General features: G+C 66.6%; 8 protein-coding genes and 1 pseudogene. 3 read left to right on the top strand and 6 right to left on the bottom strand.

Annotated elements, in window-relative coordinates:
• Positions 1-83 precede the first annotated feature (83 nt).
• From ACZ6TD_RS20415 to ACZ6TD_RS20425, 3 genes are all read right to left on the bottom strand, one after another.
• A complete protein-coding gene (locus ACZ6TD_RS20415) occupies positions 84-638 on the bottom strand; it encodes a hypothetical protein (RefSeq protein WP_471355997.1) in 555 nt (184 codons plus the stop codon).
• 144 nt (positions 639-782) lie between these two features.
• Entirely contained in the window at positions 783-1610 is an 828-nt protein-coding gene (locus ACZ6TD_RS20420; protein WP_471355998.1) for a hypothetical protein, read from the bottom strand.
• The gene (locus ACZ6TD_RS20425) at positions 1607-2080 is read right to left on the bottom strand and encodes a hypothetical protein (RefSeq protein WP_471356000.1); all 474 of its coding nucleotides are present in this window, start codon (positions 2078-2080) and stop codon (positions 1607-1609) included. Before ACZ6TD_RS20425 ends, ACZ6TD_RS20420 begins: the two co-directional genes overlap by 4 nt.
• A gap of 61 nt (positions 2081-2141) precedes the next feature.
• Between ACZ6TD_RS20425 and ACZ6TD_RS20430 the strand changes: the two are divergent.
• A pseudogene (locus tag ACZ6TD_RS20430) lies at positions 2142-2294 on the top strand (ATP-binding protein); the annotation flags it as partial.
• A gap of 96 nt (positions 2295-2390) precedes the next feature.
• Here the strand turns inward: ACZ6TD_RS20430 and ACZ6TD_RS20435 are convergent.
• Complete coding sequence (locus ACZ6TD_RS20435) at positions 2391-3809, bottom strand: aldehyde dehydrogenase family protein (protein WP_471356003.1); 1419 nt, start codon at positions 3807-3809, stop codon at positions 2391-2393.
• A gap of 244 nt (positions 3810-4053) precedes the next feature.
• Between ACZ6TD_RS20435 and ACZ6TD_RS20440 the strand changes: the two genes are divergently transcribed.
• Both ACZ6TD_RS20440 and ACZ6TD_RS20445 read left to right on the top strand, forming a co-directional pair.
• Positions 4054-4734 carry a TetR/AcrR family transcriptional regulator gene (locus ACZ6TD_RS20440; protein ID WP_471356005.1) on the top strand — a complete coding sequence of 227 codons (681 nt, stop codon included), beginning with the start codon at positions 4054-4056 and terminating at the stop codon, positions 4732-4734.
• Positions 4735-5032: 298 nt separating this feature from the next.
• Positions 5033-6073: an NAD(P)-dependent alcohol dehydrogenase gene (locus ACZ6TD_RS20445; RefSeq protein ID WP_471356007.1), complete on the top strand. Its 1041-nt coding sequence runs from the start codon at positions 5033-5035 to the stop codon at positions 6071-6073.
• A gap of 1620 nt (positions 6074-7693) precedes the next feature.
• Here ACZ6TD_RS20445 and ACZ6TD_RS20450 read toward each other — a convergent pair.
• Together ACZ6TD_RS20450 and ACZ6TD_RS20455 are read right to left on the bottom strand one after the other, a co-directional pair.
• Positions 7694-7867: a hypothetical protein gene (locus tag ACZ6TD_RS20450; protein ID WP_471356010.1), complete on the bottom strand. Its 174-nt coding sequence runs from the start codon at positions 7865-7867 to the stop codon at positions 7694-7696.
• Positions 7868-8582: 715 nt separating this feature from the next.
• Positions 8583-15470 carry a polymorphic toxin-type HINT domain-containing protein gene (locus tag ACZ6TD_RS20455; RefSeq protein WP_471356012.1) on the bottom strand — a complete coding sequence of 2296 codons (6888 nt, stop codon included), beginning with the start codon at positions 15468-15470 and terminating at the stop codon, positions 8583-8585.
• Positions 15471-15538 lie beyond the last annotated feature (68 nt).

Genomic DNA, 15538 nt, shown 5'->3' on the forward strand with positions numbered 1-15538 from the left:
GACAGTAGAAACACCACACGGCTCAGCGCAAAGCCCAAACACCCAGGCCACCAGCTCTCTGGGAGCCAATCGCCACACGGAAACTAAGCAGAGACAATACGTCGGAACCGGGAGACCCCGATCGCCCCATGCGGGTCCGGCGGGATGGCCTGCTGCGCCAGTCCTCGTGCCGCGGCCTCGCGGTTCGCCCATGCCGCGAACTCCTCGATCCGCCGGTTCAACGTGGTCGTCTTCAATGCGCCGAAGTGGCCGCGAGATTCGGGAAAATGGTGATGGCGGGAGCTCAGGAGGAGTTCGCCCTGCGGCACGATCCGTTCCAGGACACGAATGGCCTTGACCACCGGGGCGATCGCCACCCACGGGATGTCGCGGATCTCTCCGCCGGAGACATGGTTGCCGTCGGCGTCGATGACGTTCTTGAAGTGGTGGCTCCTGATGAGGTGCCGGCCAGGTGTGCCGTCGCCACCCGGGGCGGGGGTGGGGCAGCATCCGCTCCGAAGGCCCTGCACCTCCTGTGGGCGCATGCCGGTCAGGTAGAGGCAGACGATGGCCGCGGCCGTTCCCAGGTGACGCATCAGTTCGGCCGCTTCGTAGAAGTCGATGTACTCGCGCCAGGGCTCTCCCGCGATCCGGCCCAAGAGCGGCACCTGCAGGGGGCAGGGGCCCGGCCGCTGTGTGACGCGCGCTGCCAGCTGGTGTTGTCGGCGGTAGGAATCGACCTGTGTGAGGCTTGCTCCTGTGGTGCCGCTGAGGAACGAGCGGGCCAACGCGGAGCGGCCGCGCTACGTCCCGGAGGGAAGGGGCGCGCCGGCCTCGAGCAGGGGCGACAGGTATGCCTCCAGGGCGGCCTGGCCCGCGGGCCGGGACGTTGCCGTTTCGGCGTACTCGACCAAGCGGCACCGTTCCGTCCAGGAGGCAATGATGTCGTCGGCGCAGTCCTCGACGAGCCGGATGGCCCAGATCAGCAGCGGTCCCAGAACCTGCGGCCCCAGTGGCTCGGTCGAGTTCTCGCCTCCGGACCTCTCTCCGGCAGCGGGAAGGAAGACGTCGATGCCCTCGCTCGACCACGGGGGACGACTGATGCCCGAGGGCCGGGCGCTGAGTTGGTCGAAGGCCCATAGGTTCGTCAGGTGGATGCAGATCCTCTCCGCGCGCACCCGGCTCACGCCGTCGTTCCACCGTCCGGAGAGGTAGAGCCGCCATTGGGTGTCGGTGCAGTCGGCCAGGCTGGCAAGGCGGCGTCGGTGCAGCCAGCGGGCCAATCGCATCCACTCGCGGCATGCGTCCGCCAGATCCTTGGGCGAAGACCGGCCCCTGGAGTGGTTTCCCTGCTGCTGCAGGTAGGTGGGCCGCAGTTGGCCGTTGATCATCGTCCAGGCCGTCAATCGCACCTGTTCACGCAGCGTCGGTGGACACGCACCCCATCGGACCTTGGTGAGGCTGCCTCCGGGGTTGTCGATAAGCGGGGCGAGGGACCAGGTGAGTTCCCGGTAGCGGGAGTTGGGGTGTGCGTTGATGGCGCTGACCCATTGAGGCAAAACCACCGGCCCGTCGGGATCCGGCAGCGGCAGGAGGTATGCATCGTCCTCGGCGGTGGCCTGGGGGTTCACGCGGTGAGCTCTCCGTTCAGCAGAAGCCGGACAACCTCACGGTCAGCGGCGTCGACGCGGGACAGAGCGGCCTGCCAAGTCGCCGGGCCGACCTTGTTGTTGCGCAGGTCGTCGAGCCGGAGCAGATGGTCGTTCCAGTGCTGGAGCCAGGAGCGGTCGTCCAGCACGGACCGAAGGCCCAGCAACTGCTGGTGCAGGTGGGCAAGCCGGGGGTGGTGAGCGGGATGTACGTGAGCGTTCCTGCAGGCCAGACAGAGGAGGAAGTCCGCCGCACACCCGCCCTGCGGCGCTGGCCAGGGACTGGTGCTCTCGTCCTCACAGTCCGCCGTGGCGGTCTCATGGTGGCTCGGGTCCGGTGCATCCGCGACGTGCCCCGCGAAGACGACCGCCCGTGCCGCGTTCAGGGCCTCTAGAGCGCCTTCCTCGAAGACGTTCCGCGAGGCGCGTTGAACATGCTGGTCGGGCAGCACGTAGACACTCTCGTGAGTGCCGGGGGCGTGCTGCAGCGGTCTGCCCTCCCGGGTCACTGCCGTGCGCCGGGCCCGCATCTTCGACGAGGGCGGACGTGGCCTGCTTCTGGTCGCCCAGCTCACCGAAGACTGGGGCACACGGCACAGCCGCGAGGGGAAGGTCATCTGGGCGGAACAGCTCCTCCCAGCTGGCGAGGTCTCCCACCCTGTGTGAAGCGGTGCCCCTGCCGCCTGTGGAGGGCCGGTCGCCGCCTGGTGGTCGCGGCGCCCCGAACCCGGTCGGGGCGCCGCGGCTGCGTCAGACGACGCGTCAGGCGGCGAAGACGGTCTTGGTCTCCAGGTAGGCGTTGAGGCCGTGGACACCGAACTCTCGGCCGATGCCGGACATCTTGAACCCGCCGAACGGGCTGGTGGGGTCGTCCACGAACTCGTTGACCATGACCCGGCCGGCCTGGATTTGGTTGGCGATGCCGCGAGCCCGCTCCACATCCTCGCCGTAGACGTAGCCGTGCAGGCCATAGTCCGTGTCGTTGGCGATCTTGAGGGCCTCCTCGTCATCGCGGTAGGTGATCACCGACAGGACGGGGCCGAAGATCTCCTCCCGCGCGATGGTCATGTCATTGGTGACGCCCACGAAGATGGTCGGCTTGACGTAGTTGCCCGCCTCGTAGCCCTCGGGCTTGCCCTCACCGCCGACGAGAATTTCGGCGCCCTCCTCGATTCCCTTGCGGATGTAGCTCTGCACCCGCTCGTAGTGGCCCTTGGAGACCATGGGCTGGATGGTGGTCTCCGGGTCGGCCGGGGAGCCGAGCTTCAGAGCTTCCACGCCCGCCTTCAGGGCGGCCTTGGTCTCCTGAAGCCGGCTCTCGGGAACGATGATGCGGGTTCCGGCGACGCACGCCTGGCCGGTGTTGAGCAGGCCGGCGGTCAGCGCGAACGGGACGGCCTTGGTCAGGTCGGCGTCGTCGAGGATCACCGTCGGCGACTTGCCGCCCAGCTCCAGGGTGACGCGCTTCATGGTGTCGATGGCGTCGCGGTGGATCTGCTTGCCTACCGTGGTCGACCCGGTGAAGGAGATCTTCTGCACCAGGGGGCTGCGGGTGAAGGTGTTGCCGACCGTCGCGCCAGCGCCGTTGACGATGTTGACGACGCCCGCCGGCAGGCCGGCCTTGTCGAAGCACTCCATGAGGAGGCGGCTCTGCAGGGCGCTCATCTGGCTGGGCTTGACGACCACGGTGCAGCCGGCCGCCAGCGCGGAGGCGGTCTTGCCGGCGACGAACCAGGCGCTGCCGTTCCACGGAGTGAGCAGTGCGGCGACGCCGACCGGCACCTTGGTGATGGTGGCGTTGCCGTTCTTCTGCTCGAAGTTCTCCGGCTTGAGCAGGTCCTGGGCCAGCAGCATGAAGTCGCGCGCCTGCTGGTTGAACATGCCGGCGAACGACACGGTGGCGCCGTATTCCTCGACGGTGATCGCGATCAGTTCGTCCATGCGTTCGGCCATCGCGTCCGCGATCCGCTGCAGGTACATCCGGCGCTCTTCGAGCGTGGTCTTGGACCAGGCGGGGAAGGCCGCGTGAGCGGCAGCGATGGCACGCTCGGCGTCGGTCTCGTCGCCCAGGACGGCACGGCCGATGAGTTCACCCGTCGCAGGGTTGTGGACGTCGATGGTCTCCCGGCCGTGTGACTCGACGAATTGTCCGCCGATGAAATGCTGGTTGGCGATCTTCATTGACTGGCTCCTGGATTCTTCAGGGGAGACGCAAAGGGCCGGTGGCTGTCCCGGGGCTGAGCGGTCTCGAGGGATAACGGTCCGGCACATCGCCTGGGCTTCCCGTGACCTTGGAGGTGTCCGATGGCGAGGCGACCGCGGCACTGACCAAGAAGCTAACGCAACTGAATTGCGTTGTCAACGCAAGTCGATTGCGTTAGATCGGGCGGCCTTAACGCATCCGCTTTGCGTTACCATGCCGGACATGAGTTCAGGTTCCGCCTTCCAGCGCGCCTACTCCGCCGAGCACAAGGCGCAGCGGGCCAGCGACCTCGCCGACGCCGCCCGCACGCTTGCCGCCCGGGACGGAGTGCGCGCGGTCACGCTCACCTCCATCGCCCAGCACGCGGGCGTCCACGCCTCGGCGGTGCGCAGGTACTTCAGCTCCCGCGAAGAGATCCTCCTCAGCCTCGCCCGGGAGGGCATCGAGGAGTGGGGCGAGGACGCCGTCGCCCGTCTCGCCCGCTACGACCGCCTGTCCGCTGCCGACATCGCTCATGCGCTGGTCGCCGGCCTCCGCAAGCGCCCGCTGTTCTGTGACCTGCTCACCCACGTCACACTCAGCCTCGAGCACGAGTCGAGCTACGAATGCGTCCGCGCCTTCAAGGTCTCCGCCAGCCACGCCATCAACAGCGTCAGCGACACGCTCACTGAGCGCAGCGCCCTGGATCGCACCACCGCCGAGGAACTGGTCATGGCCGTCCTCGCCCTGGCCGCCCAACTGTGGCAAGCCGGCCACCCCTCGCAGAACACTCTGCGTCTGTACCGCGAGGAGCCCCAACTGGCTCACGTCGCCATCGACTTCGAGTACACCTTCCCCCGCCTGGCCACGGCCCTCGTGGACGGCCTCGCCACCGGCCGGCACGCCCAAGCCGGCGACGAGTAACGCGGCACACCTGGCCGGGGCCACCCCGCTGGTCGGCGCTCTGCGGCCGCGGCCCCTGGGCGGCCATCTGCCACAACGTGCTGGCCCGCCCATGCAGGGCGGCGGCGGAGCGCAGAGCGAACAATCATCGATCGATCAGGGGTGGCGCCCCCATCTGGCGAGCTAACGCAATCGACTTGCGTTGACAGCGCAAGTCGATTGCGTTAGCTTCGTTGTACCGGCCCACCAAGCAGGCCTGGGAACGCGCCGACCGGATGAAGGCAGCCGGGCGCGAGACACCGCTAGGAGAACCCCCGCCATGACCACTGTTGCTGCGTACGCCGCCTCCGCCCCCAAGGCCCCCTTGGAGCGCACCACCATCGAGCGCCGTGCGGTCCGCGAGCACGACGTGCTGATCGACATCAAGTTCGCCGGTATCTGCCACACCGACCTCCACCAGGTCGCCGAGGGCTGGGGTGAGGCGATCTTCCCGATGGTCCCCGGCCACGAGATCGCGGGCGTCGTCTCCGAGGTCGGCCCCGGCGTGACCAAGTACAAAGTCGGTGACCGCGTCGGCGTCGGCTGCATCGTCGACTCCTGCCGCGAGTGCGAGAACTGCAAGGCCGGCCAGGAGCAGCACTGCACCAAGGGCATGATCACCACGTATAACGCTATCGGCCGGGATGGCGAGATCACCTACGGCGGCTACGCCGAGAAGGTCGTCGTCGACGAGAACTATGTCGTCCGCATCCCCGACGGGCTGTCCCTGGACGCCGCCGCGCCGCTGCTGTGCGCGGGCATCACCACCTACGCGCCGCTCAAGCAGTGGGGCGCGGGCCCCGGCAAGAAGGTGGCGGTGATCGGCCTGGGCGGTCTCGGCCACGTGGCCGTCAAGATCGCCCATGCGCTCGGTGCCGAGGTCACCGTCCTGTCGCAGTCGCTGCGCAAGAAGGACGACGGCCTGAAGCTGGGCGCCGACCATTACTACGCGACAAACGACCCGAAGACGTTCGAGCAGCTCGCCGGCTCCTTCGACCTGATCGTCTCCACGGTGTCGGCACCGCTGGACGTCAGCGCCTACCTCAGCCTGCTGAAGACGCGCGGCGCCCTGGTGAACGTGGGTGTCCCGGAGGAGCCCGTCGCCTTCCACCCGTTCGCCCTCATCGGCGGCAACAAGATTCTCGCCGGATCGATGATCGGCGGCATCCCCGAGACCCAGGAGATGCTGGACTTCTGCGCCGAGCACGGCATTGGCGCGGAGGTCGAGCGGGTCACCGCCTCCGCGATCAACGAGGCGTACGAGCGGCTCGCCGCCGGCGACGTGCGCTACCGCTTCGTGATCGACACCACGACCATCTGAGACCCCATCATGCGAGAGCCCCGGCGAATGCTCCGTCGGGGCCTCAACGTGTTCGCGCTACGCCGCAGGTGTCCCGGGCCCGCAGTCCGCCGTTGGATTTCGGCAGGAGTTCTTCCACCAGGTGCCGGGGACGTCGTGGTCCGAAGCTGGTCCGCTACTGACGGCCGACGAGCTGCGGTACAGACAAGACCGTCGCCCCAGAGGCCCCTGGTCGCCGCCACCGTCGGCCTCGGCTCCGAGTAGCTACGCGGTCGTCGCCAGCGCCCGCAAACTCGGGCGGTAGGTCGAGCGCATGCAGGACGGATCTACCTCGCGCCGACGCGTGTGCTGCGCTGGCGGCGCTGTCAGGTGCGCGGCGAGGCACTCTGTCCGCGCCAACTGAACTCGAAGGACGCCGAGATTGCGTCCCTATGGAGCCCGTCCCGACGAAGTCGCCATCGCCAAGAGACGGGGGCCGTGTCCATGCCTAACATGACCGCCTTCGCCAGGAACCAGAGGTTCTTGGTACTCGTCGGCGGTCGGCGGTGGCGGCCAGCAGGGAGGACGGCGGAAACAGCGCGGGCCCGGCGAGGCCGGCTCAGGTGTAGCCAGCCTGATGCTAGTCGCGGTCGCGGATTCGGCAGCAAACGGGGCGCACTGCAGACCCGCGAGATCGGTCGAGCCGAGCATGTCCTGCACGAGCAGCGCCCAACGGCCAGCCGCGAGAGCGGCGCCGCAATCAACGTGAAAGGCGACCAGAACAAGGGTGTGGTGCTGCGCCCCGGGTTGAGCGATGTGCCATCCGTTTCGACTGAACGCCACGATCATGGTCGCAATTAACCTCACCGCCGCTTTGACCGTTCGCCGCTCCTCAACACCGACTGCGCTTGCGATCTGAGGCACCCCGACAAACTTCAGTGATGGAACCTGCGCGTCACTTCGCCGAACGCGGCAGACGGCACGCAGGTTCCTCATCGTCGGGTGCCGGCGGGTCATGGGCCCACGCGTCGTTCTCATCAACCATGTCATGGGCGATCCCGCGAAGATCTCCCGCCGTAGCATTCGGCTCCGGAAGGCTGGGTTATTCCGCTTACCGAAGAGCCGGCTCAAGGAGCCGCCCTGTTCACCGCACTTGGCGTTGTGAACGAGAACCGGTGTCTGGCCCGCGAGCACATAGTACGTGTGCTACGTGGACCCGCTCTACCTGCTTATTTGCAGGTCAGCGCTTGTTTCGGGATCCGCTGGCGTCCGTGGTTGTGCGGGGAAATCCGTGGGTGTTGCCGTCGCTACTGCCGTCAGCGGCTCGGGCTGCACGGTCGCGTTGCCGCTGGCGTGGTGTCGGCGAAGGGGGACTCTATTGCCCTACTGCCACGCCCCCTGTTCGACGCGGACGAGAGCGCGGACGGTCTGCTCGTAGAGCTCGTGGCCGCTCTGGGCGCAGTGTCCGGCGATCCAAAGGGTCAGTTCGTCGGGGGTGTGCAGCGTGCCTGAGGTGCGCCGCAGTTGCGCGCTTCGCCGATGACGCAGACCGCCTCGAACGCTGGCAGGGCCATGGGGTCGGGGACGGTGGTCACGTGGTACTCGCGGAAGCGGTAGCGCCCCCGAGAGTCATTGCGTACCGGTGCGCCGGCATTCGGAGAGTCAGGCATCCTCGGTCGCCTCTTCCTGATCCGGGATGCGCTGTCCCCGCGATTCCGCGACCCTGAGCGTGTCCCTCAGGGCCTCTGTCAACCGGCAGGCCAGCCAGCGGTATTCGGTCGTCGACAGGGTTTTCGTGCCGGGCGCGATGGCGTCGCGGGCGTCCGTGCTCGACACCGCCCGCACCCACCCCCGCGTCTTCGCCGCTACTCCGTCACTCTCGGCGCGCTGCGGTCGCCCGCCGCGCCTGGCGCACCGAACAGGCCGTGTCCACGCCGGCCTGCCCGAGCCCTCGGCCAGGCGCACATCGGCGTCACCGCCGGCGTCTACGCCCACCGTCCGGCTCCGCCTCCAACGCCAAGCCATCGACACCCTCTATGAAGTGCTCAGCGTCGAGGGTGACAGACGTGACGACCCACCCGCCGCAGCAGCCGTCCGCTGACGTTGCCGTCAGCGTTGCCGTCAAACGCCCCAAGAGCCCCGCCGGAATGTCCTTCCGACGGGGCTCCTCAGCGTTCTGGGATCTCACGACCTGGGCAGGTTACGGACTTATATCACTCTCCGCCCCTATCCCCATCTCCGCCGACTGAGAGCAGGGCACTCTCGATTGCATTACGAAGATGCGGACGCGCGTTTCCTGCGTCAGCCTTCCCTAGCAGGATCGGAAGGAATTCTGAATCTGGGTAGCCACCCCCTTCAGCATCCTTCATAGCCCACACCTGCAACCAAATGGCGATCATCATCTCATTGCAAGCTCGGGCTTGTTGCAGCGCATCCGAACTTCCCTCCGAGAAAATGAACCGCGCCGATATTCCTAGCCGATGCCCCAAGGCCAGCAGGAACACTTCCTTGGACTCCGACTCCAGGACTGCGAGCACTCGATCTCGAATACTCATTGATCCATGTCCCAGAAATCCTCGTCCGTCATTGGTCGGCTGCTGCCATAGGGCTCGCGAGGCAAGGAGTCGATATCGTATCCGCGATCCCGCAGGACCTTTATCCGAGTGTTTCCATTCGCGATCGTCCCGTCCGGCTTCACCCTCAGCGCCTCCTTCGCACCTGGCCTCAACGAAAAGACGATATCTTCTGTGTCTTGCTTGCCCCAGAAATCCAGCGAACTCTTATCGAGTGAACTGTCAGGGTGCAGCGACTTCAGAGGAGGATCGCACGGTGTGGAATTGTGAACCAGGACCGGAGTGGCCCCCGCCAGCACATAGTACGTGTGGAGGTCGGTGATGGTGAGGTTGTGGACCGTGGCTTGCTGGGTCCAGTGCTTGACGGCGGTGATCTGGAGGTGGGTGCCGGCGGAGGTGCGGAGCCACTGGCCGGTGCGGAGGTCGGTGGCGTTGATCCATGCGTGGAGTTCGGGGACCCAGAAGGGGTGGCCGTCGGTCGCGGTGATGGAGGCGGTCTTCTCGCCCTTCTTGCCGTCGAGATCGAGGGTGATTCTGACGAGGTGTTTCAGGCCGTTGCCCTTGATCTCGGCGGTGACCGTCTTGGTGGTGGTCTTGCCGGTCTTGGGGTCGGTGGCGAGGACCTTGTCGCCGATCTGGACGTCCTCGATAGGTTTCGTCGTGCCGTCGGCCATCAGCACTTGGGTGTCTGGGGTGAAGCTGTTGCAGGCTTTGAGGACCTTGAGCCCCTTGAAGGCCCGGGCCCATGGGAGGTCGAGCGAGGCCGCGCCGCAGGCTTTGAGGCTCTTGCCGCTCAGGCAGCTCTTCCACGCGCCGATATCCGGGGAGGCCACGCTGACCGCGACCGCGGTCACCAGTTTCTCGAAGCCGTTCTGTTCGTAGTTCACCAGCCCGATCGCCTCGGCGGCCGAGCAGAATCCCTCGGGCCGGGTGGACGGCGAATAGCACTTCTGCTGCGCCCATCTTTGGAGCTGCTCTTCGCTGTCGTACCCCGGGAAGCGCTTCGCCAGTTCGCCGGCGGACGGAATCCTGATGCCCTCGAGCCGCAGTTCACCCTTTTTCTGGGTGATGTTGATCGTCCGCCCGGGACGGTAGGAATTGCCGCCGCTGGGCCGGGCTCGGGAAGGGCCGCTGGAGACCGGGTAGAGGATACGGCCACTGGTGTCGTAGCAGCCCTCTGTGGTGCAGCCCGGACCGTGGCTCGGAGTCCAGTTGTTGTTGGCGCCATCGGCGCTGCAACCGTCGCAGAAGCGCCCGGTGGGGTCGGAGCCGGTGACCGGGTTGTTGTTGGCGTAGGCGTAGCCGTTGATCTGCTGGGGGTCGGTCAGGTCCATGACCGGGTCGACGGACAGGAAGCGGCCGGTGGTGGGGTCGTATTCGCGGGCGCCCAGGTGGGTGAGGCCGGTGGCCTTGGTGTCGTCGGTCCCGCCGACGAAGCCCTTGGTGCCGGGCCAGGCGGCAGGTTCCTCGCCACGCAGATCACCGAAGGGCAGGGTGCGTCGCTGGGTGAGTTTCTGGGAGGCGGCGTCGATGGCGAGTTGTGCGGTGCCGTGGTGGTCGGCGAGTGTGAAGGAGACGCTGCCGTCGTCCTGTTGTACGGCCTGGTGGCCGCCGCCGAGGTCGATGTAGCGGGTGGCCCTCGGTGTGGATGACCCCTTGGGCAGCGTGATCTCGGTGGCGCCCAGGTAGAGGGTGGTCTCGGTGGAGGTGCGGCCGATGAGCCGGTTGCCGTCGGCGTCGTAGAGGTATTCGGTGACCTTGTCGGCGCCGCCCTCGACCGGCTCGGTCACCTTCGACAGGTGCCCCTCGGTGTCCCAGTCAAGGGTCTGGGTGTCGCCGCCCAGCTTTCGGGTGGTGTTGTTGCCACTCTTGTCGTAGCCGAAGGTGTCTTGCGCGGTTCCACTGGGCCCGGTGGCTTTGACGGAAGTCAGAGTGTGTGGCTGCGCGCTGCCCGGGTCGGGATAGTCGTAGGTGCGCTTGGTGTCCTTGGCGGCATCGCCCGACGGGTTGTGCAGGGTTTCCGTCCTGCGGTTGCCGACCTGGTCGTAGGTGTAGGAGGTCCAGTACGGAGCCGGGCCGCCCAGCACACTGCCGCTCGGGGTGGCGGCGCATTCCTTGCCGCCCTGGGTCCATGCCTCGGTCAGGCGCTGCAAGTAGTCGTAAGTGAAGCACTGGTTGTCGGTGCCGGAGCGGGAGACGTCCGATACCGACAGCACGTTGCCCGCCTCGTCGTAGCGATACGTGTTGTACTGGTCGACGCCCGCCACGTCCTGCCGGTCCACCCGCGCCGTGGCCAGGCGCTGGGTGCCCCATTCGTAGGTGTTGGTGGCCCAGGTTTTCTTGCCGCCGCCGCTGGAGAGTTCGTACTGCTGCGGTTTGCCGGTCAGACTGTAAAGGACACTGGATTTCACGCCCTGGCTGCCGTCGATGGCGATGGGGCGCAGGGTCTCGTCCTCGTAGGTGTAGGCCATGGTGGCCGCTGGAAGGGATCCGGCCTTGGGATAGCCCTTCCCTTCCACGAGTCCGGAGACTTTGTACGTAGTGGCGGACAGATAGGTGCCCTGGAGTGGGCCCTCTTCGGCGGGGATGGTGACGGACGTGCGCAGTGCTCGGTAGAGGCGGTCGTAGGCCACGACCTTGGAGGTGTAGGCCCGGCCGTTGTCGTAGCGGGTGGATTCCGCCAGGTAGCCCTTCGAGTTACTGACGGTGTCGTAGACCCATTTCGCTCTCAGCTCGCCGGTGGGCGAGTCCTTGCGCAGCTCGGTCCGCCGGCCAAGGCCGTCGTAGACGTAGGCGAGGGTGGTGTTGCGTCCGTCGGTGGTGGAGGTCAGCTGACCGCGGTCGTCGTAGACGCTGCTGGTCGTGCCCTTGTCCGGGTCCTTGGCACGGGTGAGCTGGCCGAGAAGGTCGTAGCTGTAGCTCCAGGTGTTCTTGGCTGGGTCGGTGACCGTCTTCAGTTCGCCGCGTGGTGTGTAGGCGTAGGTGGTGGTGTCATAGGCGGCGCCGACCGTGCGCTGGTGGAGTTGGCGCAGTTCGGTGGTTTTACCGCGGGCGTCGGTGAGGGTGGTGGTAGCGGTACCGCCCACGGGTGGGATGACCGTGGTGCGATCGCCACCGTGGATCGTCTTGGTGACGCCCAGGACCGTGCCGCCGTCGCCGTTTCCGGCGATCTGCCGTGCCTCGGTCTGTCTGCCCAGGCCGTCATAGGTGTAGCGGTTCTGCGTTTCGACGTTCAGTGCGTCTTCTGGCTTGAACAGGGTGCCGCTCGGCTTGCCGTCAGCGTAGTAGGTGGCGAAGTCCTTGGCTTTCAGGCCGCGTTCGTCGTAGAAGACGTCGGTCAGCAGCCGTCCGCCGTCTGGTCCGGGAGCTTGTGTCTGCCGTTCACGTAGCAGGCCGTCGTAGAGGGTGTAGGAGGTCTGCTGGGTACCGTTGTTCCCGAGTGTCTTGGTGCCCACCGCCACCGGCTGCCGGTCGGTGACGGTGTACGTGAACTCGTAGGTGGGGGTCTGGCCGGTGAGCCGGTCGGCCAGCCAGACCTTGGTGGAGCGGCCCAGGGCGTCGTAGGCGTAGTTGGTGACCTTGTCGTTGGTGTCGGTCTGAGTCAGCGGCAGGCCGCGCAGCACGTCGCGCGTGGTGGTCGTGGTCTGCGCGGTGCTCGCGTCGCCGGTCTTGGCGGGGGGCGAGGTCACCTTCGCGCTGGTGGGCAAACCGGAGGCGGGAGTGTAGGCGGTTGTGGTGGTACGGCCGTCGGTGCGAGCGGTCCGTTTGAGTGCTCCGGCCGCGGTGACGGTGACGTCGGCCGTCAGGTCGGTGCTGGTGAGCTTCCGTCCGTAGGAGTCGTAGGTCGAGCCGGACTCCACATAGACGGCGGTGGTTCCGTCGTACTTCTTCAGTACCGCGGTTCCGGTGGCGTCGCCTTTCGTGGGGGCGTCGCCATAGGTGCCGCCGTCGTAGGCGGTTCGCGCGTCGGAGATGACGTCGTCCGGTCGGTTGGCGGTCGTGTCACAGGCTGTGGCGACCGCTTCTACCCGGGAGGGGAGGGTGAGGATGTTCTTGTCGGTGTTGGTGGCGTAGGTGGTGCGGGTGCAGGTGTTGTCGGCGGCGGTGTCGTTGTCACCGAAGTCGTCGACCTGGGTGATCCGACCGGCCACCGTGTCGAAGCTGGTGGCCGTTGATGCGGTCCGCCATTTGGTCCCGGCCCCGTCATCCAGTGAGGTGAAGGTCTTGGTGTGGGCGGTCCCGGTGAGGTTGGCTGTGACCGTGCCCCAGTCGCGGACCTTTTTCGCGGTCTCGTGGTGCCAGGGCCGGTTTATGGTCTTGGTGAGGACCTTTCCGCCCGGCCCGGAGAAGCTGACTGTCTTGTAGGCGAAGCCGGCCGCCGAATCATGGTCGGTGATCGGGTCGCCTTCGTCATCATCGAGCGCCACGGTGACACTCCTGGTGCCGCCTCCGGTGTCCTTGCGGTCGCCGTCCATGCCGCGCAGGAAGTAGGTGTCCTGCTGCGACTTCATCGCACCCGTCCCACCCTGGCCACCGGTCTGGACCCGCACCTGCCCGTAGCCGCGCCACTGCGACCAGGTCTTGAACTTCTCCTTGGTCAGTCCGTCGTCATCGTCGTAATGCCAGGCCGCGCCGCCCTTGTAGTCGTAGGCGGTCACCTGATCAGGCGCGCCACCAGTGCGGTCGGTTGTGGTCACGGAGGTGACCACGTACTTGTTGAACCACTGCCGTTCAGGGTCGTCGCTGGTACTGCCACCGACGTACTGCGGGAAACAGAGCGTGGTGTTCGTCTGCGGGGTCGGCAGGGAGTCCCAGTCACATTCCTCAGCGGAGTACTTGACGTCGATCTGCCCACCGGACTCATCGGCGACCGTGGACAGCCGGTCCTTGATGAACGGTGCGTAACCGTCGCCGGTCTTATCCAGGCGGTTGGCCAACTGGGTGTAGGCGAACGTGGTCTTCGGTAGCGTGATGGCTGGGTCAGCGCTGTGGCCGGTGCGCTGAATGGATTCCAGCTCCAGTTGGTAGTCGGTGTCAGCCTTGCCCCAGCGATGGGCGAACGCCCAGGAGTCGACATCCTTGTAGGTGCCGCTGTCGAGGGCCTGTGCGGTGATCCGGGTCAGCCGCTTGCGCGTGAAGAACACCGGCGAGAGCCGACCGTCGTCGCAGTCCTCGTCCACCGTGCAGTTCAGGTCCCAGGGGGTGTCGTACCAGTAGAAAGCGTCCTTGTCGATGGACGCGCAGTCGGTCTGCTCATCAGGCAGGCAGCGCTCGCCGCTGGTGAAGTCGACCTTGGCCAGCGCCTTGGTGCCGTACATCGAGGACGACTTCAGGCCGTACTCGATCCGGTCCAGGTCACCCCCGCGGACGTAGCGGGTGTTGTCCTTGGCCTTGAGGTTGCGGCCGTAGGAGTTCGTTTCCTTGTCGTAGTAGTAGGCGATGGCGTTGCCGTGGGGGTCGACGACGTAGTCCAGGTTCCATCGCCATGCCTGCTGGCACCAGGAGTCGGCGAACGTCGCCCCATGGCAAGGCTCGTCGGCACCATTGCCGAACACCGGCGTCGTCCACGCGGAATCGGTGGTCTCCTTGCCATCGGCCCATCCCGGCAGGCGGTTGTAGCCGAAGTAGTAGCGGTTGCCGTCGGGTGTGGTGACCCGCCAGTACTCGTCATTCCTCGCATCGTTACCGCGTACGTTGTCGGTCGAACCGTAGAGGCGGTCGATCTTCGTGCCGTCGTCACTCTTGAGCTTCCAGGAGTTGGTGCCGTTGGGCACCAGCTCCCCGCCCTTGCCGTTGAAGGAGATGAACGCGTTGTCGTAGGCCCAGCACAGATCGCCCGGCTTGCCGCCGTCCGCGTCCTTCACTCCGTCTTCCGCGCATGGTTTGTAGCGGCGTTCGATGTAGCCCGGCCACAGGTCGAAGCCGTCGCCCACCCAGGAGGACTGGTTGTTGGTGTTCGCGGTGCGGCCGTCGACTCCGCCCGAGGAGTACGACACTCCTACGCTCGGTGTCAGTCCGCCTGGCACGTCCGGTACGGGCATACCGTACGACCAGGTGAAGTCGCCGGTGTTCAGGTTGGTGTTCCACGTCGCAGAAGGCGAGAGCGAGGTGGCCTTGTAGTCCCCCTTGTCTCCCTTCTCTTCTGCTACGGCCGTCAGCACCGTCGGTTCACCCGCACGCAAAGACAGGTCCTGAGCGGTGAGAGTCCGTTTCTCGGTGTCGTTGACGACCTCGACAGGCTTGGGCGTACGGCACTGCCGTCTGGCCGGCGTCGTCAGCACGCAAGCGGGCAACTCGACCAACGTCAGTCGGGACGCGTAGCCGCCACCGTAGACCCCGGCGAAGGACGCGTAGTCGATTCGGGCCCGTACCCGGCCCGCCATGGTGTTCTTCACGCTTTTCTGCCCCGGGTGGGGCTGCAGCGTGAACAGCGGTCCGTCAACCCCGGCCTTCCGCGCTACCTCGCGACCCAGCACCCGGGCAGTAACGTCACCGCGGGCTGCCTTGCCGCGCCCCCCTTCCGCATCCAGGGCCAGCGGCAGGCCACGCACCTTTTTCGGCCCTGTCCCGGCCTTCCCACCGGCGGCGGGAAGTGTCACCACGCCTGATGCCGCCCTCGGCCAAGTGGTGCGAGGGGCGGACTGCGGGGTACGGGGCCCCTTCATGACCGTGCGCGGCTTGACCTTGCCGATCGTGCCGGGCACCGGCTGCTCCGCACGGGGAAGGACAGGGCGTCCTTTTCCGTCGTCTGCGGCAACAGCAGGCTGCGCCACTCCCTGCAGCAAGGTCGCGACCATGACCACGGCCGAGGCCAGCGCGACACGAGGTCGCAGTGTCCGTAACCGCTTGCTCGATCTGCCGTTCATCCCTGTCCTTCATCCCTCGCTGTATGCACCGCCGTAGGCATACGCCACGGGGTAGAGAGAAAGCCGAT

The sequence above is a fragment of the Streptomyces yongxingensis genome (genome assembly GCF_055597465.1).